The organism is Erwinia sp. PME.40.26/001 (assembly GCF_055556675.1).
Genome location: NZ_JBVHNP010000007.1, coordinates 129,863 through 147,975 on the forward strand (window position 1 = coordinate 129,863; position 18,113 = coordinate 147,975).

The 18,113-nt window shown below is 59.0% G+C and carries 20 protein-coding genes and 2 pseudogenes; 20 read left to right on the top strand and 2 right to left on the bottom strand.

What is annotated here, in order from left to right:
* Window positions 1-8: 8 nt before the first annotated feature.
* The 18 genes and pseudogenes from ACZ3HG_RS18285 to pqqF form a co-directional block, all read left to right on the top strand.
* A pseudogene (locus ACZ3HG_RS18285) lies at window positions 9-746 on the top strand (phage tail protein); the annotation flags it as partial.
* 69 nt (window positions 747-815) lie between these two features.
* Window positions 816-1,094: pseudogene (locus ACZ3HG_RS18290) on the top strand (phage baseplate protein); the annotation flags it as partial.
* An 87-nt stretch (window positions 1,095-1,181) separates the two neighbouring features.
* Window positions 1,182-1,322, top strand: a complete 141-nt coding sequence (locus ACZ3HG_RS18295; RefSeq protein WP_465333760.1) for a hypothetical protein — start codon at window positions 1,182-1,184, stop codon at window positions 1,320-1,322.
* A gap of 245 nt (window positions 1,323-1,567) precedes the next feature.
* Window positions 1,568-2,737 (top strand): phage tail sheath protein, encoded by a 1,170-nt coding sequence (locus ACZ3HG_RS18300; protein ID WP_465333727.1) that lies wholly within the window; start codon window positions 1,568-1,570, stop codon window positions 2,735-2,737.
* 12 nt (window positions 2,738-2,749) lie between these two features.
* A complete protein-coding gene (locus tag ACZ3HG_RS18305) occupies window positions 2,750-3,259 on the top strand; it encodes a phage major tail tube protein (RefSeq protein WP_062745469.1) in 510 nt (169 codons plus the stop codon).
* Window positions 3,260-3,366: 107 nt separating this feature from the next.
* Complete coding sequence (locus ACZ3HG_RS18310; RefSeq protein WP_062745467.1) at window positions 3,367-3,663, top strand: phage tail assembly protein; 297 nt, start codon at window positions 3,367-3,369, stop codon at window positions 3,661-3,663.
* Window positions 3,664-3,677: 14 nt separating this feature from the next.
* Window positions 3,678-3,803 carry a GpE family phage tail protein gene (locus ACZ3HG_RS18315; RefSeq protein WP_062745465.1) on the top strand — a complete coding sequence of 42 codons (126 nt, stop codon included), beginning with the start codon at window positions 3,678-3,680 and terminating at the stop codon, window positions 3,801-3,803.
* Window positions 3,803-5,335, top strand: coding sequence for a phage tail tape measure protein (locus tag ACZ3HG_RS18320; RefSeq protein WP_465333729.1), 1,533 nt, complete (start codon window positions 3,803-3,805; stop codon window positions 5,333-5,335). Before ACZ3HG_RS18315 ends, ACZ3HG_RS18320 begins: the two co-directional genes overlap by 1 nt.
* A 3-nt stretch (window positions 5,336-5,338) precedes the next feature.
* Window positions 5,339-5,812, top strand: coding sequence for a phage tail protein (locus tag ACZ3HG_RS18325; RefSeq protein ID WP_465333731.1), 474 nt, complete (start codon window positions 5,339-5,341; stop codon window positions 5,810-5,812).
* Complete coding sequence (locus tag ACZ3HG_RS18330) at window positions 5,809-6,948, top strand: contractile injection system protein, VgrG/Pvc8 family (protein WP_465333733.1); 1,140 nt, start codon at window positions 5,809-5,811, stop codon at window positions 6,946-6,948. The genes ACZ3HG_RS18325 and ACZ3HG_RS18330 overlap by 4 nt, the downstream gene beginning before the upstream one ends.
* 75 nt (window positions 6,949-7,023) lie before the next feature.
* Window positions 7,024-7,242: an ogr/Delta-like zinc finger family protein gene (locus ACZ3HG_RS18335; protein WP_062745453.1), complete on the top strand. Its 219-nt coding sequence runs from the start codon at window positions 7,024-7,026 to the stop codon at window positions 7,240-7,242.
* Window positions 7,243-7,342: 100 nt separating this feature from the next.
* A complete protein-coding gene (locus tag ACZ3HG_RS18340) occupies window positions 7,343-8,380 on the top strand; it encodes a dipeptidase (RefSeq protein ID WP_465333735.1) in 1,038 nt (345 codons plus the stop codon).
* Between the two features lie 181 nt (window positions 8,381-8,561).
* Window positions 8,562-8,633, top strand: coding sequence for a pyrroloquinoline quinone precursor peptide PqqA (gene pqqA / locus ACZ3HG_RS18345; protein ID WP_072166356.1), 72 nt, complete (start codon window positions 8,562-8,564; stop codon window positions 8,631-8,633).
* A 236-nt stretch (window positions 8,634-8,869) separates the two neighbouring features.
* Window positions 8,870-9,781 carry a pyrroloquinoline quinone biosynthesis protein PqqB gene (gene pqqB, locus ACZ3HG_RS18350; RefSeq protein ID WP_062745446.1) on the top strand — a complete coding sequence of 304 codons (912 nt, stop codon included), beginning with the start codon at window positions 8,870-8,872 and terminating at the stop codon, window positions 9,779-9,781.
* The gene (gene pqqC / locus ACZ3HG_RS18355; RefSeq protein WP_465333737.1) at window positions 9,778-10,533 is read left to right on the top strand and encodes a pyrroloquinoline-quinone synthase PqqC; all 756 of its coding nucleotides are present in this window, start codon (window positions 9,778-9,780) and stop codon (window positions 10,531-10,533) included. Before pqqB ends, pqqC begins: the two co-directional genes overlap by 4 nt.
* Before the next feature lie 20 nt (window positions 10,534-10,553).
* On the top strand, window positions 10,554-10,811 hold the full coding sequence (pqqD, locus tag ACZ3HG_RS18360; RefSeq protein WP_194710742.1) for a pyrroloquinoline quinone biosynthesis peptide chaperone PqqD: 258 nt from the start codon (window positions 10,554-10,556) through the stop codon (window positions 10,809-10,811).
* Window positions 10,798-11,946, top strand: a complete 1,149-nt coding sequence (gene pqqE / locus ACZ3HG_RS18365; RefSeq protein ID WP_465333739.1) for a pyrroloquinoline quinone biosynthesis protein PqqE — start codon at window positions 10,798-10,800, stop codon at window positions 11,944-11,946. The genes pqqD and pqqE overlap by 14 nt, the downstream gene beginning before the upstream one ends.
* A 3-nt stretch (window positions 11,947-11,949) precedes the next feature.
* Complete coding sequence (pqqF, locus tag ACZ3HG_RS18370) at window positions 11,950-14,328, top strand: pyrroloquinoline quinone biosynthesis protein PqqF (protein WP_465333741.1); 2,379 nt, start codon at window positions 11,950-11,952, stop codon at window positions 14,326-14,328.
* A 3-nt stretch (window positions 14,329-14,331) separates the two neighbouring features.
* Here pqqF and ACZ3HG_RS18375 read toward each other — a convergent pair whose 3' ends face one another.
* Together ACZ3HG_RS18375 and ACZ3HG_RS18380 are read right to left on the bottom strand one after the other, a co-directional pair.
* Window positions 14,332-14,910 (bottom strand): TetR/AcrR family transcriptional regulator, encoded by a 579-nt coding sequence (locus tag ACZ3HG_RS18375; RefSeq protein WP_255851113.1) that lies wholly within the window; start codon window positions 14,908-14,910, stop codon window positions 14,332-14,334.
* Between the two features lie 82 nt (window positions 14,911-14,992).
* Complete coding sequence (locus ACZ3HG_RS18380; protein ID WP_191934255.1) at window positions 14,993-16,036, bottom strand: aldo/keto reductase; 1,044 nt, start codon at window positions 16,034-16,036, stop codon at window positions 14,993-14,995.
* Between the two features lie 180 nt (window positions 16,037-16,216).
* Between ACZ3HG_RS18380 and ACZ3HG_RS18385 the strand changes: the two genes are divergently transcribed.
* The gene (locus tag ACZ3HG_RS18385; RefSeq protein ID WP_191936108.1) at window positions 16,217-17,029 is read left to right on the top strand and encodes an oxidoreductase; all 813 of its coding nucleotides are present in this window, start codon (window positions 16,217-16,219) and stop codon (window positions 17,027-17,029) included.
* An 81-nt stretch (window positions 17,030-17,110) separates the two neighbouring features.
* Window positions 17,111-18,112 (top strand): NADP-dependent oxidoreductase, encoded by a 1,002-nt coding sequence (locus ACZ3HG_RS18390; protein ID WP_465333743.1) that lies wholly within the window; start codon window positions 17,111-17,113, stop codon window positions 18,110-18,112.
* Window position 18,113: the final 1 nt, after the last annotated feature.

Below are 18,113 nucleotides of genomic sequence, written 5' to 3' on the forward strand. Positions count from 1 at the left end.
GGTTTTACATGGCGTTAAAATTTAAATCTGTCGTGACCACGGCAGGACAGGCGCGCATCGCCGCAGCGATGCAGGGTGGTACTCAGGTCGATATCAAAACCATGGTAGTCGGTGACGGCAGCGGCCAGCCGACCACGCCGTTGCCGGGGCAGACCGGACTGGTGCATGAGGTGTACCGTCAGGCTGTCAATTCAGTCAAGGTGGAGAGCAGCCATAAAAACTGGCTGGTGGTTGAAACCATTATCCCGGCCAGCGCTGGTGGGTTCTGGATGCGTGAGCTGGGCCTTCTGGCGGGAGACGGCACGCTGCTGGCGGTAAGTAATATGGCCGAGACCTATAAGCCGGCGCTGGAGGAGGGTTCGGGACGAACGCAGACCCTGCGTATGGTACTGGCGGTCAGCAGCAGTGAAGCGATTGCCCTGACGCTGGATGACAGCCTGATCTTTGCTACCGAAGAGTATGTCAATCTGCGCATCGCCAGCCATGAGCAGAGCCGTAATCATCCTGATGCCACGCTGGCGGCGAAAGGAATGGTGATGCTGAGCAGCGCTATCAACAGCAGCAGTGAAACGCAGGCCGCGACGCCAAAAGCGGTGAAAGCGGCTTACGACCTGGCTAACCGCACTCAGCCTGATGCCACGCTGGCGGCGAAGGGAATGGTGATGCTGAGCAGCGCTATTAACAGCAGCAGTGAAACGCAGGCCGCAACGCCAAAAGCGGTGAAAGCGGCATACGATCTGGCTAACCGCAACGTCCTGAACGAGATCTATCCGGTCGGGATCGTCACCTGGTTTGCCCAGAATAAAAACCCGAATACGTTATTCCCCGGCACGACGTGGAAATATATCGGTGAAAACAGAACCATTCGCCTGGCGAAAGCGGACGGGAGCGATACTTTTACTACCGGTGGCGCGGATGCGGTCAGCCTGTCGGTGGCGAATTTGCCCGCGCATAACCACACCTTCTCGGGGACCACCAGTTCGTTTGATTATGGAACTAAGCCGACCAGTACGTTTGACTATGGTAGTAAAAGCACCAACAGTACAGGGGAACATACTCATACGATTAGCGGTCGGAATAAGGAAGGCAATAAAACCCAGCTTTCATTCATTAGTACAACGGATGCGAGTTATATTACTCAAACAACAACTGCTGCCGGTGCTCATATTCACACAGTCGCTATTGGCGCTCACTCACACACCGTTGGTATCGGAGCCCACACCCACACCGTTTCCGGTACCACCGCCAGTACGGGGTCGGGCGCGGCATTGGCCATTACCAACAGTTTTATCAAGTTAATGGGCTGGTATCGCAGCGCGTAGTACGCTGTTTTCCGCCTTATCGCACGTTTAATGAAAAGCTCCTCTGCTGACAGGCAGGGGCGCTTTTTTTTTGTTTTTTAAAACATTCTGTCGTCGTTGAACAGGTTTTTTATCTTTCTAACTACCTGTTTATATTAACTTTTTTAAATGTTGCGTTGTCCCCTTCTCCCCACAACGCCCATCGCATGCCCGCCCGTTAATTTCTTGTCATCATGACCTCACCCCAACAAAGGAGTGCAATAAAGATGGCAAATTACCACCACGGCGTACGCGTCGTAGAAGTGAATGACGGAACCCGCAGTATCTCAGCGGTTTCCACTTCCATCGTCGGCATGATCTGTACTGCAGAAGATGCCGATGCCACCACCTTCCCGCTGAATACGGCGGTATTGATCACTGATGTCCTGGCCGCGCTGGGTAAAGCCGGTACCCAGGGTACCCTGGCACAGTCACTGCGTGCGATTGCCGACCAGAGTAAGCCGGTGACCGTTGTGGTGCGCGTAGCGGAAGGTAAAGACGCCGCTGAGACGACCAGCAACATTATTGGCGGCACTGACGAGAACGGGCGTTATACCGGGATGAAAGCGCTACTGAGTGCGCAGACTGACCTCGGCGTTAAGCCGCGTATCCTCGGCGCCCCGGGGCTGGACTCGCTGGAGGTCGCTACCGCCCTGGCCTCGGTGTGTCAGCAGCTGCGTGCGTTCGGTTATATCTCGGCTTACGGCTGCAAGACCCTGACTGAGGCCATCAAGTATCGCGATAACTTCAGCCAGCGCGAGCTGATGGTGATCTGGCCAGATTTTGTGGCCTGGAACACCCTTACCAGCGAGGCCGACACCGCCTGGGCGACGGCGCGGGCGCTTGGACTGCGCGCCAAAATTGACAACGACACCGGCTGGCATAAGACCCTGTCCAACGTTGGCGTTAACGGCGTCACTGGCGTTAACGCCTCGGTATTCTGGGATCTGCAGCAGACCGGTACCGATGCCGACCTGCTGAACGAAGCCGGCGTGACCACCCTGGTCCGCAAAGACGGCTTCCGCTTCTGGGGCAACCGCACCTGTAGCGATGACCCGCTGTTCGCCTTCGAGAACTACACCCGCTCGGCGCAGGTGATTGCCGACACCATGGCCGATGCGCATATGTGGGCCAACGACAAACCGCTGACGCCCACGCTGGTGCGCGAAATCATCGCCGGCATCAACGCGAAATTCCGCGAGCTGATCAACGCCGGTTACCTGCTGGGCGCTAACTGCTGGTACGACGAAAGCGCCAATAATCAGGAGAGCCTGAAAGCCGGCAAGCTGTATATCGACTACGACTACACCCCGGTGCCGCCGCTGGAAGATCTGACGCTGCGTCAGCGTATTACCGACAGCTACCTGGCGAACTTCGCCGCTTCTGTGAACCGCTAAGGAGAAAACCCCATGGCAATGCCCAAGAAACTGAAATACCTGAATTTATTCAACGATGCTAACAGCTACCAGGGCGTGGTGACCTCGCTGACGCTGCCGAAACTGGCGCGCAAGCTGGATCCCTATCGCGGCGGCGGTATGAACGGCGTGGCGCACATTGATAACGGTCTGGAAGACGATGCGCTGGATCTTGAATGGACCCTTGCCGGACTCGACGATCGCATCCTTACCCAGTGGGGCGGGGCCACGGTGCCGCTGCGCTTTATGGGATCTTACCAGCGTGACGACACCGACGAGACCATCGCAGTCGAGGTGGAACTGCGCGGCAAGCATCAGCAGTTCGATTTTGGTGAAAGCAAGCAGGGTGAGGAGAGTGAAACCAAAATCACCACCAAATGCACCTATTACAAGCTGACCTGGAACGGTAAACCGCTGATCGAAATCGACACTGTGAACATGGTCGAGATAGTGAATGGTGTCGACCGCCTGGCCGGGCACCGTAAAAACATCGGCCTGGTGTAACCCGTCCCGTAATGACGTAACCGCAGGGGGCGGGCAGACCCGCCCCTAATTGCATACCCCGCAGGAGTCGGGCATACCCGACCCGCTTTACCCGTAAAGGAACGCTTATGTCACAAGCAGAAAATACCCTCCAGCTGGTCACGCCGATCGTGCGTGGCGACACCGTGATTAACAGCGTGGAACTGATTAAACCCAACGCCGGCACGCTGCGCGGTACGCGTCTGGTCGATCTGGCCGGATCGGACGTCGACGCGTTGATCACCGTTCTGCCGCGTATCACGCTGCCGAACCTGACCAAATCGGAATGCCTCAATCTCGACCCGGTCGATCTGATTGAGCTGGGCGGACGGGTGATCGGTTTTTTGTCCGCGAAACCGGACACGTCCGCTGGCCCAACGGCCTGACGGTAGAGGATCTGATGGCGGATATCGCCGCCATCTTTCACTGGCCGCCGTCGGAGATGAACGCCATGTCGCTGGCTGAACTGCTCGACTGGCGGCATAAGGCCATTGTGCGTAGCGGTACACAGAGTGGAGAGTCGTGATGAGTATTAACCTCGGTCTGGATGGGCTGCGCAAAGCGGTGATCCGGGCGAACCTGTTTTTAAACGATCTGCCGGGGGAAACCCAATCCCTCGGCCTTGCGATGTTTCAGCAGCGCGTGGCGCTGAGGGCCAGCGCCGAACGTACCCGGGCAGCAACGCGCAACAGTAAATCCGCACTCGACGCCAGCAGGGAACGCCTGCAGGTGATCCGCGTGACCGAGGCGCAAAAGCGCCCACAGCGTGTCAGAAATAACCTTAATAAAGCACAACAGCGCTTTCAGCTCGGGCAAGGCAAGGTGCAGCAGCGCTTTCAGGCCGGGCAGGGCGTGGTGGATAAAATCGGTGCGGTCAGCAGCCAGGCGATGGGCGTGGCGCGCCAGGGGGCGAAGCTGCTGCAGCCGGGCTATCAGGTGATGACGGCACGGTCGGGCGCGCCGCCAAAGGAGGCGGCAACATCGTCTGATGTCCGCCCGCCGTCCGCAATCGCCATGCCCGCCGCCGATAACCTCGCGGGGGATATCGGCCAGCTTAATGCCGCGATCGACAGCATCAGCCTGACAGTGTTTACCCAACTGGACGGTACGCTGCGTTCCCTGACGCAGACCGCCACCGGGCTATTAACCGGCGTTGATCAATGGATCCAGGACAACCCCACGCTGGCGGGCGGGATCACCCAACTGGTGGCGGGGGGCGGGCTGCTGATTGCCGCACTCGGCGGGATCGGTTCCGTGGTGGTGCCAGTACTCAGTGGCCTGAATCTGTTGATGGCGGGCGCTGGGATCCTGAGTAGCGTGTTTACTTTTGCTGGTGGGGCGATCGCTGCGGCGCTGGGGGCGATCACGTTGCCTGTCGGTATAGCCATTGCCGCTATCGTCGGCGCTGCTGCGTTGATTTACCAGTACTGGGAGCCGCTCAGCGCGTTCTTTGGCGGGGTGGTTGAAGGGATCAGCGCTGTGCTGACGCCACTATTCGACGCATTTAAACCGTTAACGGTCATTTTTGATGAGGCAGGTAAGCAGATTGACAGTGCTTTTGACAGTATAAAGGCATTTTTCTCACCGATTGAAATGACGGCGCAGAAGCTGGAGCAGCTGGGGAATCTTGGACGTTTTGTCGGTGAGGCTTTGGTAAATGGATTGAGTTTGCCCCTGACGATTTTACGTACACTCGCTGGAAAAGTCAGCTGGCTGCTGGAAAAGCTTGGGTTAGCCGATAAAAAAGCGGCCGATGCAGAAACCTCGCTGAGTGACGATCCGTCAGCACAGCGTCCCTCGGTCGCCCTGGGGGGCGCAGACTTCGCTGCGCCGGATACTCCCGCACCTGTCGCCTTTGGCGGTGCCCGCTATCAACCCGTTACAGCGTCCAGCACCAGCACCAGCAACAGCCAGCAGAACACCTTTAACAGCAGCTATGTGATCAACGTTCCTACAGGTATGGGGGAAGCGGAGGTTCGCACGATGATCGACAACCATCAGCAGCAAACGCAGGCGCGTGCTGCTATCAACCAACGCAGCAGCTTCTGGGGGCAATAAACCATGATGATGATACTCGGTATGTTTATTTTTAAACGTCGCACTTTGCCATTTCAGACGATGACGCAGGAAAGTGCGTATCGTTGGGCAGCGGGCAGCCGTATTGGTACTCGCCCGGCACAACAGTTTCTGGGTGTCGGCGAAGAAAACATCACGTTGCAGGGTGAGTTGCGCCCGGAAATCACCGGGGGAGCTCCTGCGTTGGCGGCGCTGATGGATATAGCAGAAGCGGGGCAGGCATGGCCTTTACTCAATGGTGAAGGATTTCTTTATGGCATGTTTGTCATTGAAAATATCAACGGTGTGCATGCTGACTTACTGGAAAACGGCACGGCTCGGAGGATCAATTTTACGCTAAAACTGAAACGAGTCGATGAATCGAGAAGTGCCATGTTTGGTGATCTCAAGCAGCAGGCGGAGCGAATTTACGGCAATGTGAGTTCCCAGGTCTCAACCCTGGCAGGGAGCATCGTATGAATAACAGTTTACCGGTGGATATCGGTGCGCCGTTGGCACCTGACTATCTGATTCAACTTAATAATCTGGATATCACTGAGAACCTGCGGCCACGCCTGCTGAGTATGACCATTGATGATGCTCGCGGTTTAGAAGCTGACGCACTGACGCTGTTACTGGATGACAGTGATGGCAGGCTCATGATGCCGCAGCGTGGCGCTATCCTGCGGGTGTATATCGGCTGGCAGGGCAGGCCACTGTTCTGCAAAGGGGATTTTGTTATTGATGAGTTGCATCACAGCGGTGCTCCCGATCAGTTGAAGCTGGTCGGGCGCAGCGCCAATCTGAGTGATTCGTTAATGGAAAAGGGAAACCATTCATACGATAAGACCACGCTGGGGGCCATGGTATTGCAGATTGCGAAACGCAATGAACTTGGGGCAGAAGTTGCTGGTGAACTGGCCTCAATTGAGATTGATCATGAAGATCAGAGTGGTCTTACCGACGCGCAGTTTCTGACCACTATGGCAACAAAATATGGTGCAACGGTCACGATCAAGAAGGACAAAGTGTTGATGCTGGTACGGGGGGCGAACAAAACCGTCAGTGGGCAGGCGATCCCACAACTCCTGCTCACACGTAAAGACGGTGATAAGCATGATTATCAGGTGGTATCACAGATGCATTTTAGTGGCGTTAAGGCCAAATGGATGCAGCTCGATAAAGCCAGCAGTGGCACGGTGAGAGTGTTCCGAGTCATCCCTGAAAACCAACCCGATCGTTTTCCCGGCACGGCCAGACAGGACATCCCGCAGCCGCTTTATGAACGTTATGCTCAGATACCTGGGGTATTTAAAACCCAGGAAGAGGCGATGGACGCCGCGAAGGCTGACTGGAAGAAACGCCAGGCGATGACCGCGAGCATGAGTTTTGTGATTGCTCAGGGAATGCCAGTGTTGATACCGGAAACACCGATACGGTTGAGCGGGTTCAAAACGATGATTGATGCCCAACAGTGGACAATAATCAAAGTGAATCATGTGATTGATAATAATGGATTTCGTACAACGGTGAACCTGGAAAAATCGGTGGGTGGTGAAACCTGGGACATTGACGTTAAACCGAATAATGTCACGGGAAGTGAAAAAACCACTTGATGATTCACTTAAAGTGAATATAATTAGTTTTATTCACAATGTGTGAGTTTAACTGATGACCAGTGGAGGTCAGCCATGATGCCTTGCCCGATTTGCCAGCATAACAGCCATGCCCGTTCCAGCCGGATCCTCAGCAGTGAGACCAAGGAACGCTATCACCAGTGCCAGAATCTGAACTGCAGTTGTACCTTTAAATCGATGGAGAGTATTACCGGAATTGTGGCCCGGCCGGTGGAGGCCACCACGCCGCCACCGGCAGCGGTGAAAACCCGTACCAGCCGTCTTGGCAGCTAACCCCAGCGGCGGGTTCGTGCCCGCCCTGGTTTTTGCCTGTCCCCCATTCAGCCAAACTGCGCTATCCTGTTCCGCTTCTCAGGCGAACGCTGGCGCAACCATGACAAACTCTTCTCCGAACGCTCCCCTCTTTGACGGTCATAACGATGTGTTATTGCATCTCTGGCTGCACCATGCGCAGGATCCGGCGCAGGCTTTCCTGCATCAGCGCCTCAGTGGCCATCTTGACCTGACGCGGATGCGCGAAGGCGGCTTTGCCGGCGGTCTGTTTGCGATTTTTGTGCCGCCAGCGGATTACGTGGCGAAGTTCCCCACGCGTCAGGCAGAGCCGTTCGATGCGCTGACCATCACCGGAGAGCAGATCGCCATCCTGCACCAGCTGGAGGCGCAGTCGGCAGGCCAGGCGAAAATCTGCCGCCGCGTCAGCGACATCGAGCAGTGTATGGCAAACGGCGTGCTGGCGATGGTGATGCATATGGAAGGTGCAGACGCGCTGGATGAGGATCTCAGCCAGCTGGAAAGCTGGCAGCAGGCCGGGTTGCGCAGCATCGGGCCCTTCTGGAATCTGCCGAACCGCTTTGGTACGGGGATCAGCGGCAGCTTCCCGGGTTCACCGGATACCGGAGACGGGCTGACCGCGGCAGGTGAGCGTCTGATCCGCGCCTGCAATCAGCGCCGCCTGATGATCGACCTGTCACACATGAATGAAAAAGCCTTTTGGGACACGGTGCGCCTGAGCGAAGCGCCGCTGGTGGCCAGCCACTCAAATGTCCACGCCTTATGCCCGCAACCGCGCAATCTGACCGACAGCCAGCTGGCCGCTATTGCAGAAAGCGACGGGCTGGTGGGGCTGAACTTCGGTACGGCGTTTCTGCGCCCTGACGGCAAACGTGACGGCGATATGCCGCTCAGTGTGATGGTGCAGCACCTCGACTATCTGCTGGAAAAGCTGGGGGAAGACCGCGTTGCTTTTGGCTCGGACTTTGATGGCATCAACCTGCCCAACGAGATCGGGGATGTGACCGGGCTGCCGCGCCTGCTGGATGCGCTGCGTGAAGCGGGTTACGGGGAACCGCTGCTGGCTAAACTCTGTCGAACCAACTGGCTGCGGGTACTGAAAAAAACCTGGGGTGAATAAGATCTGAGTTTTGAACCAAATAGTTCAAAAACAGCATAAACCGCGCAGATTTTAGGGTTGATATCGATTTATCATAGGCGCAACATCTGTGCCGCCAAATTCCTGTAATTTGACAACATGCCGATCATTTGCCGACACTGAATGCAGTGCGGCCGTTTTTTAAACACCTGAGGAAATGACTATGTGGACTAAACCGACCTTTATCGATATGCGTCTGGGCCTGGAAGTGACTCTGTACATCTCCAACCGCTAATTCGCCGTCATACTTCAAGCTGCAACTGCGTTGGCTGCGTGTGCTCACCCCGGTCACTTACCTGAGTAAGCTCCCGGGGATTCTCACACTTGCCGCCTTGCTGCAACTCGAATTATTTAGGCTAATGCCTGATCTCCATACTTCGCACTGTCACTGCGACAGCACGAATTATTCAGGTAAGTCATGTGGATGCCTGCGCTGTAGCAGGCATTTTTATTTCTTCTGCTGGTTGACCCATGAAAATCAAAGTTCTCGGCTCTGCGGCTGGCGGTGGTTTCCCACAATGGAACTGTCACTGTCACAACTGCCAGGGCGTACGTGACGGCACTATCCCCGCCACCGCGCGGACGCAGTCCTCGATTGCCGTCAGTGATAACGGTACCGACTGGGTGCTGTGTAATGCCTCGCCGGATATTTGCCACCAGATTGCTGCCAACCCGGAGCTGCACAGGCAGGGCGTGCTGCGCGGCACGGCGATAGGATCGATCATTCTGACCGACAGCCAGATCGACCACTGCACCGGTTTACTTAACCTGCGTGAAGGTTGCCCGCATCCGGTGTGGTGTACCCCGGAAGTGCATGCGGATCTGACCAGCGGCTTCCCGATCTTTACCATGCTAAAGCACTGGAACGGCGGACTGATCCACCACGCCATTGCGCCCGCGCAGCCTTTCTCTGTGGCGGTCTGCCCGGCGTTAACCTTTACCGCGATCCCGATCCTTAGCAATGCGCCCCCCTATTCACCGTATCGCGGGCGACCGCTCCCTGGCCACAACATAGCGCTGATGATCGAAAATACCACCAGCGGCAGTAAGCTGCTGTATGCGCCAGGCTTAGGTGAGCCCGATGCGCCGCTGCTGGCGTTAATGGCGCAGGCCGACTGCCTGCTGATTGATGGCACGCTGTGGCAGGATAACGAGCTGGCGAATACCGGCGTCGGACGCAATACGGGCCGCGATATGGGCCACCTGGCGCTGGGTGAAGAGCAGGGCCTGATGACGGTGCTGAGCCGTCTGCCGGCAAAACGTAAGATCCTGATCCATATTAATAACACTAACCCGATCCTTGATGAATCCTCTGCCGAGCGCCAGGCGCTGACCGCGCGGGGCATTGAGGTCAGTTATGATGGCATGAGTATTGAACTATGACCCAACCGACGCTGATGACCCCGGAACAGTTTGAACAGGCGCTGCGCGATCGCGGTGCTTTTTACCATATCCACCATCCGTTCCATATTGCCATGCATAACGGTGAGGCCACACGTGAACAGATCCAGGGCTGGGTGGCGAACCGTTTTTATTACCAGACCCGCATCCCGCTGAAAGATGCGGCGATCATGGCGAACTGCCCGGATCCGCTGACGCGGCGTAAGTGGGTGCAACGCATTCTCGACCACGACGGGCAGGGCGACAGCGATGGCGGCATCGAAGCCTGGCTGCGGCTGGGGGAAGCCGTAGGGTTGGAGCGTGATGTGCTGCTTTCTGAGCGGATGGTCTTACCCGGCGTGCGTTTCGCCGTGGATGCTTACGTTAACTTTGCCCGCCGCGCGGTGTGGCAGGAAGCGGCCTGTAGCTCGCTGACCGAGCTGTTTGCACCGCAGATCCACCAGTCGCGGCTCGACAGCTGGCCACAGCACTACACCTGGATTGAAGAAGAGGGATACGGTTATTTCCGTGGCCGTCTGAGCCAGGCGCGCCGCGACGTAGAGCATGGTTTACAGCTGGCGCTGGAATACTGTAATACCGTGGAAAAACAGCAGCGGATGCTGGAAATTTTACAGTTCAAACTCGATATCCTGTGGACCATGCTGGACGCCATGACCATGGCTTACGTCCTCAACCGCCCGCCGTACCATACCGTGACGGACCAGGCGGTCTGGCACAGAGGAAAACTGCTGTGATCAATGAACAAACGACCCCGATGTTCCGCCGTGGCTATCGCCTGCAGTGGGAAGAAGTGCAGAACTGCCATGTGATCCTCTACCCGGAAGGCATGGCAAAACTGAATGACAGCGCAACGATGATCCTCGAGCTGGTCGATGGGCAACGTACGCTGTCAGAGATTATCCTGGCGCTGAACACGCGCTTCCCGGAAGCGGGTGGCGTGGATGACGACGTGAAAGAGTTCTTCGCGGCAGCCCGTGAACAGAAGTGGATTATCTTCCGTGAACCCGCTTAACCCTGCCGTTAAACCGCCGCTCTGGCTGCTGGCCGAGCTGACCTACCGCTGTCCGCTGCAGTGCCCGTACTGCTCTAACCCGCTGGACTTTGCGCAGCAGGAAAAAGAGCTGACCACCGCGCAGTGGATCGAGGTGTTTAAACAGGCGCGGGCGATGGGCGCAGTGCAGATCGGTTTCTCCGGTGGGGAACCGCTGGTGCGTAAGGATCTGCCTGAGCTGATCAAGGCCGCCCGCGATCTGGGTTTTTACACCAATCTGGTCACCTCCGGCATCGGCCTGACGCAGAAGAAGATCGACGCCTTTGCGGAAGCCGGGTTGGATCATATCCAGATCAGCTTCCAGGCCAGCGATGAAGTGCTGAATGCGGCCCTGGCCGGGTCAAAGAAAGCGTTTCAGCAGAAGCTGGAGATGGCGCGGGCGGTGAAGGCACACGGTTACCCGATGGTGCTTAATTTCGTGCTGCACCGCCATAATATCGACCAGATCGACCGTATCATCGAACTCTGTATTGAGCTGGAAGCGGACGATGTCGAACTGGCCACCTGCCAGTTTTACGGCTGGGCCCAGCTCAACCGCGAAGGGCTGCTGCCCACGCGTGAGCAGATCGAGCGGGCGGAGGCGGTGGTGCATCGCTATCGCGAGAAAATGGCCGCCAGCGATAACCTGGCTAACCTGCTGTTTGTCACGCCCGATTATTACGAAGAGCGGCCTAAGGGCTGCATGGGCGGATGGGGGGCGATCTTTCTCAGCGTCACGCCGGAAGGCATGGCGCTGCCCTGCCACAGCGCCCGCCAGCTGCCCGTGCAGTTTCCGTCGGTGCTGGAACAGAGCCTGGAAGATATCTGGTTTCACTCTTTCGGCTTTAACCGCTATCGCGGCTTTGACTGGATGCCGGAACCCTGTCGTTCCTGTTCAGAAAAAGAGAAGGACTTTGGCGGCTGCCGCTGTCAGGCCTTTATGCTGACCGGCAATGCGGATAATGCTGACCCGGTGTGCAGTAAATCAGAGCATCACGGTATGATCCTTGAGGCGCGTGAGCAGGCCAACTGCACGAATATTCAGGTGAGCCAGCTCCAGTTCCGCAACCGCGCGAACTCACAGCGGGTCAACGCTCAGCTGATCTTTAAAGGGTAACGGATGCAGCATCTGCAGCGACGCTTAAGCAACGGTTTACGGGTTGAGCTGATCCACGATCCGCAGGCCACTCGCGCCGCCGCGCTGCTGCAGGTGGAGGTGGGCAGCCATCATGAACCGGACGCGTGGCCGGGGCTGGCCCATCTGCTGGAGCACCTGCTGTTTGCCGGCAGCCAGGCTTTTCAGGATGACCAGCGGCTGATGGCCTGGCTGCCCGCACGCGGCGGACGGCTGAACGCCACCACGCTCGGCAGCAGCACGGCGTACTTTTTCGAGTGCGCCCCCGAGCAACTGGCTGATGCGCTGCCCCGGCTGACGGATATGCTGGTGGCACCGCTGTTGTCTGCCAGCGCGATCCGCCAGGAAGTCGCGACTATTGATGCCGAATGCCGCCTGCTGGCCGACCATCAGGACACGCTGTGTGATGCGGCGCTGAGCACAGCCTTCGTTTCCCATCCGTGGCACCGCTTTCAGACGGGTCATGCAGCGGGCTTTGGCGACGATCACACTGCGCTGCGTGCGGCGCTGCAGCAGTTCCATCAGCGTTATTACCATGCGGATACGGTGACGCTGTGGGTGCAGGGACCGCAGCCGATCGCGGTGCTGTGGTCACTGGCCCAGCAGGCCGCCGAAGCCTTCCCGGCGGGCGTGGTGCTTCCCCCCGCCTTGCCTGCATTAACGCCTGCTGCTGAGTGTGATATCGCCCTGCAACTGACCGGTGCGCCGCGCCTGCGTCTCTCCTTTTTGCTGAACCAGCGGATCGACGGCGGGCTGACAGTGCTGCGCCAGCTGCTGCTGGACGAAGCGGCGGGCAGCCTGATGGCCACGCTGCGCGAGCAGGCACTGTGCGATGCTGCCCGCTTGTTGTTACCGTATCGCAGCGCACAGCAGGCGGTGATCACGCTTGAACTGGTACTGGTGGACGCCGGGGATGCCGATCGGGCTGAAGCGTGCGTCCATCGCTGGCTGGCACAGCTGGCCCGACTGACGCCCGCGCAGCGCGCTCATTACGCGCAGCTGGCCAGCCGTCGCTTCGCGCAGTTACCGGTGATGGATCAGTTGCGCGAACGTGCCTTTGGTTTTGCTCCGGCCGGGGACGACGAGGGCGCGATACGGTTCCCACAGCTCTCTGCCGCGCCCTTATCACGGCTGTGGATTGCTGACAGCACCCCGTTGGATCTGCTCGAGGTGCAGGGCTGGATGCTGGCCTGCCAGCCGGGCGTTCGGGCACCGGTACAGCCTGATACCTCAGGCGAGGCGTTCGTGTTCTTCCCACAACCCCTGCCGCCTGCCATCCCCACGTTGCCTGCGCGTCAGGCAACGCTGGCCCACCATCGCCGCGATGAATCGCCCGCTGTGCTGCTGCTCAGTCCTGAATGCAACCTGCCAGCGCCCTGGGGGCAGATCGTGCAGGCCCGTCTGCGGGCGCTGGCGGCGGGTTGCGCCCATCGCGGGGGCGAACTGGCGATCGTTTGCCCGCAGGGGCGCTGGCTTGTCCAGTTACAGGGTGAGGCGGGGCTGATGGTCAGCACGCTGGCATCGCTAAATGCGCTGCTGGCGGCTATTCCGCCTGGGGTGATAGCACGCGGAGAGCGGGAGTTTCTGCGCCAGCGTCAGGCGCTGCACGATGATATTGCCGTGCGGGCATTACTCGGTGCGCTGCCGGAAAAGTTGCAGCCGCTGCACCCTCCCGCAGACGCCCAGACGCCGCTCAACCTCCCCTGGCGTGCGGTACTGGAAGGCGGCGATCACGAGCTGCACCGGCAGCTCGCCTGCCTGCTGAGTGCCTTTCCGGCGGCCATTAACCCGGCGAGACGTGCGCTGCCTGAGGCTTTACCACCACAGCCTGAATACCGGGTGGCAACACGCAGCCCGGAGGCCGCCCTGCTGCGCTTCTGCCCGCTGGTGGAGGAGAGTACGGCGTGCCTGGCCGCCTGGCAGCTGCTGGCGATGATTTATCAGCCGCTGTTTTTCCAGCGCCTGCGCGTGGAACAGAATATTGGCTATGTGGTGAGCTGTCGTTTTTATCAGGCGGCGGGGCGATCGGGTATCCTGTTTGCACTGCAATCCCCGCATCTGACGACGGCGGAGCTGGCGGCATGTATTGACCATTTTTTAGTGCAGATGAATACCGAGCTGGCGGCGCTCAGCCCGGAGGCGCTGTGGGAAACATGCCAGCCTTTGCTGAAGGAACAGCAGCAGGTGCCAACCGGGGCGCTGGAAGCCAGTCGCGATCGCTGGCTGCGGGCACAACAGATGATTTCTCCGCCCGGTATCACCGACTTGCAGGCGCTGACGCCTGACAGCATGCTGGCGTTCCATCAGCGCCTGCTGGCCGACGGTCAGCGCGCCTTCAATCTGGTTAACCACTCCCTTTTTTGATCGCTAGATCTTCTTCTCTGCCAGCAATGCTGCTTTTGCGGCGGTCAGGAATTCATCGGACAGGCCGTCCCCGGACGTGGCCCGGGCCAGCGTCAGTGCCCCGGTCAGCAGCGCAAGCTGCATCAAAGCCTGCTGACGGCGCTGCGCCTCATCCCCGCAGTCAGAGACCGACTCCAGCATCGCCAGCATCCCTTTTACGCCCTCAAGCCAGACATTGCGCACCGGTTTATCCGGGCTTTCCCTGGCGATATCGCTGGCTAACGCCGCGATCGCACAGCCGCCCTGCACGCCGTCACGGTGGTCAGGGGAGAGATAGTGTTCCACCAGCGCGTGCAGATCCCGTTGGCCCGGCATCGCCTCCCAGCGCGCCCGCGAGTCGTCAAAGGCCTTGCGGCTGGCGATGGCCGCCAGATCGTCTTTGGAGTCAAAGTGACCATAAAAACCGCCGTGGGTTAACCCGGCGGCGGCCATCAGATCGTTGACGCTGACGCCGTTCAGACCCCGCTCACGAAAGAGCGCCGAGGAGACGCTGATAATCTCCTCGCGGTGACGTTCCATCTGCTGTTTTGATACCCGCGCCATTGTCTTCTCCTGCTTTATCCGGGCCTCATCTTAGGGGATGCGTCTCACTGACTCAACCGGTGATGCCACTTCACTCACGGACTCAGGCGCGCGGCGGCCAGCCTGACGCCAGGTCCATGCCGCCCCGGGTCGAGGGTAATGTTCCGGCAATCTGCTCATGCGGCGTGCCGGCCGGGATTGCGCTGACGGCATCCAGCCGTTCGACCTGGGCCGCCTCCAGTCTGACCGTCAGGGCCTGCAGGGTATCGTTTAACTGCCCCAGGTGACGTGAGCCCAGGATCGGGATCAGGCTGGTGCTGGCGCGGGCGGCTTTATGCTGCAGCCAGGCGATGGCGACCTGCAGCGGCAGGATCTGCAGCTCCCCGGCAATGGCAATCACCGTATCCAGCAGGGTGGTGTCCTGCTCGGTATGCACCAGCCGCCCGCCGAAGCCGGTCAGTCGGCCTTCGTTGCTCTGACGATACTTGCCGGTAAGCAGACCGCCACCCAGCGGTGACCACAGCGTTGCCGCCATGCCCAGGGCTTCGGCCATCGGCAGCATATCGCGCTCGGCGGTGCGCTGCACCAGGCTGTATTCCACCTGGATCCCGGCAATGCGCGACCAGCCGCGCAGCTCTGCGAGGGTATCTGCACGGGCTACACGCCAGGCGGGGAAGTTTGATAATCCGGCATACTGGATCTTACCGGCCCGCACCAGATCGTCGAACGCGCGCACGATCTCCTCCAGCGGCGTTAGCTGGTCATCGAAGTGCGCCCACAGCAGATCGATACGGTCGGTTTTCAGCCGCTTAAGGCTGCTCTCCACCGACTGGATCATATTCTTCCGGCTGTTACCGGTGCGTGAGATCCCGCCTGCGGGGGAGGCACCCAGGGTGTATTTTGTCGCGACCACAAAGTGATCGCGCTCTGCGGCGATAAACTCCCCGACCAGCTGTTCGGACTGGCCAAACTGATAGGCATCGGCGGTATCAATAAAGTTACCGCCAGCTTCGGCGTAGCCGTCAAAGACCTGCTTTGCTTCTTCCCTTTCCGAACCATAGCCCCAGCCGGTACCAAAGTTACCGGTACCGAGCGCCAGCTCAGAGACGCGTAAACCGGTGTTACGGCCAAACGTGGTGTATTTCATGCAGATGCCTCGCTGTTTTTAAATGTTGGTTGACATTTATTATATATGTCATACATCATCTAAAAAGGCAATGATGATAATCATCATCTATAAACCCGATTAAAGAGAGCGCCGCCATGAGACTGACCTGCTTACAGCCCGACACCGGCCTGTTCACCCTCCTGACCGGAGATCGTGCCCATGACATCCACTAAACCCGTTGCACTGGTCACCGGCGCGTCGTCCGGTATAGGCAAAGCGACGGCGGAGGCGCTGTTGCAGGCCGGTTACGCCGTCTACGGCACCAGCAGACGCGCTGCCGACACTGCGCCCGGATCGCTGCCGATGCTGGCGCTGGACGTCACCCGGGAGGCATCGGTGGCAGAGGCCGTCAGCGAGCTGATGCAGCGTGAAGGTCGTATCGACCTGCTGGTGAACAATGCCGGGGTCGGCCTCAGCCCGGCGGGGGCGGAAGAGAGCTCTGTGCTGCAGGCGCAGGCGCTGTTTGATATCAATTTCTTTGGCATGGTGCGGATGATCCGTGCGGTGGTTCCCCATATGCGGCAGCAGGGCAGCGGGCGGATCATCAATATTGGCTCCATCCTCGGGCTGGTTCCCGTGCCGTACGTGGCGCTGTATGTCGCCAGTAAACATGCGGTGGCGGGGTACTCGGAAGCGCTCGATCATGAGCTGCGCAATCGGGGGATCCGGGTGTCGGTCATCGAACCGGCCTATATCCGCACCCCGTTTGAGGCGAATAACCTGATGGCGGATGCGCTGCTGACAGAGTATGCCGGCGAGCGGGAGACGGTCAGCCTTGCGGTCGGTCAGGCGATGGCCAGCGCTGACGCCCCCTCCGTGGTCGCCGCTGTGGTGCTGAAAGCCGCGCGTGCCGCCAGGCCTCAACGCCGTTATACCGCCGGTAAGGCCGCTGCCCGGCTGCGGTTGTTACGTCATTTTGCGCCGGACAGCGTGCTGGACGCGGGCATTCGTAAAAACCTGAAGCTGGCCTAGCGCGAGGCGTTATTGCACTGCCGCACCTGAAGGCTCAGGGGCGAACAGACACAGCACTGAATCAATGGCGGGAGACAGATTATGCAGGCGTATATCATTGACGGTTATGGCCGTCAAAACGGCGGACGAATAGCTGAGATGCCGGAGCCCGCGCTGCGCGGCGACGACGTGCTGGTGCAGGTAAAGGCGGCCAGCATCAACGTGCTGGACGCCAAAATTCGCCAGGGGGAATTCAAAATGATCCTGCCGTATCCTCTGCCTCTGATCCTCGGTAACGACCTCGCGGGTGTGGTGGTGCGGGTCGGCGCGGAGGTGCAGCGCTTCCGCCCCGGGGACGAGGTGTATGCACGGCCTGACGCGCGACGTATGGGCACCTTTGCTGAATATATTGCGGTCAGTGAGCGCGATCTGGCGTTAAAACCTGCCAGTCTCAGTATGGAAGAGGCTGCTTCCCTGCCGCTGGTCAGCCTGACCGCCTGGCAGGTGCTGGTAGAGACGGCAAAACTGAAAAAAGGGCAGAAGGTGCTGATCCACGCCGGGTCCGGTGGCGTCGGCACCGTGGCCATTCAGCTGGCGAAACACCTGGGGGCGTATGTGGCGACCACCACCAGTGCCGCCAGTGCGGCGTGGGTCAAAGCGCTGGGGGCGGATGTGGTGATCGACTATAAAACGCAGGATTTCTCTACCCTGCTGCACGATTACGACGTGGTGCTGAACAGCCTGGGCGCTGATGTGCTGGCAAAATCGCTGCAGGTGCTGAAACCCGGCGGCCAGCTGATCTCCATCTCCGGTCCGCCAACCCCGGCATTTGCCACGGAACAGGGTCTCTCCTGGGGGCTGAAGCAGGTGATGCGCCTGCTGAGTTACCGCATCCGGAGGCAGGCTAAACGGCGCGGCATACGCTATTCGTTTGTCTTTATGCGCGCCAGCGGCGAGCAGCTCGCTGAGATCGGCACCCTGGTGGAATCGGGGGCGATCCGGCCGGTGATCGACCGGGTGTTTCCCTTCGCCGAAACCCGGGAGGCGCTGGCGTATGTCGAAACCGGGCGAGCGAAGGGGAAGGTGGTGGTGCGGGTGGAGTAGC

Coding starts and splice junctions, on each gene's coding strand:
- ACZ3HG_RS18305 (WP_062745469.1), top strand. CDS start 2,750: ATGGCAATGCCCAAGAAACTGAAATACCTGAATTTATTCAACGATGCT.
- ACZ3HG_RS18340 (WP_465333735.1), top strand. CDS start 7,343: ATGACAAACTCTTCTCCGAACGCTCCCCTCTTTGACGGTCATAACGAT.
- ACZ3HG_RS18310 (WP_062745467.1), top strand. CDS start 3,367: ATGTCACAAGCAGAAAATACCCTCCAGCTGGTCACGCCGATCGTGCGT.
- pqqD (WP_194710742.1), top strand. CDS start 10,554: ATGTTCCGCCGTGGCTATCGCCTGCAGTGGGAAGAAGTGCAGAACTGC.
- ACZ3HG_RS18330 (WP_465333733.1), top strand. CDS start 5,809: ATGAATAACAGTTTACCGGTGGATATCGGTGCGCCGTTGGCACCTGAC.
- ACZ3HG_RS18325 (WP_465333731.1), top strand. CDS start 5,339: ATGATGATGATACTCGGTATGTTTATTTTTAAACGTCGCACTTTGCCA.
- ACZ3HG_RS18335 (WP_062745453.1), top strand. CDS start 7,024: ATGATGCCTTGCCCGATTTGCCAGCATAACAGCCATGCCCGTTCCAGC.
- ACZ3HG_RS18380 (WP_191934255.1), bottom strand. CDS start 16,036: ATGAAATACACCACGTTTGGCCGTAACACCGGTTTACGCGTCTCTGAG.
- ACZ3HG_RS18320 (WP_465333729.1), top strand. CDS start 3,803: ATGAGTATTAACCTCGGTCTGGATGGGCTGCGCAAAGCGGTGATCCGG.
- ACZ3HG_RS18315 (WP_062745465.1), top strand. CDS start 3,678: ATGGCGGATATCGCCGCCATCTTTCACTGGCCGCCGTCGGAGATGAAC.
- ACZ3HG_RS18385 (WP_191936108.1), top strand. CDS start 16,217: ATGACATCCACTAAACCCGTTGCACTGGTCACCGGCGCGTCGTCCGGT.
- ACZ3HG_RS18390 (WP_465333743.1), top strand. CDS start 17,111: ATGCAGGCGTATATCATTGACGGTTATGGCCGTCAAAACGGCGGACGA.
- ACZ3HG_RS18375 (WP_255851113.1), bottom strand. CDS start 14,910: ATGGCGCGGGTATCAAAACAGCAGATGGAACGTCACCGCGAGGAGATT.
- pqqB (WP_062745446.1), top strand. CDS start 8,870: ATGAAAATCAAAGTTCTCGGCTCTGCGGCTGGCGGTGGTTTCCCACAA.
- pqqF (WP_465333741.1), top strand. CDS start 11,950: ATGCAGCATCTGCAGCGACGCTTAAGCAACGGTTTACGGGTTGAGCTG.
- pqqC (WP_465333737.1), top strand. CDS start 9,778: ATGACCCAACCGACGCTGATGACCCCGGAACAGTTTGAACAGGCGCTG.
- ACZ3HG_RS18300 (WP_465333727.1), top strand. CDS start 1,568: ATGGCAAATTACCACCACGGCGTACGCGTCGTAGAAGTGAATGACGGA.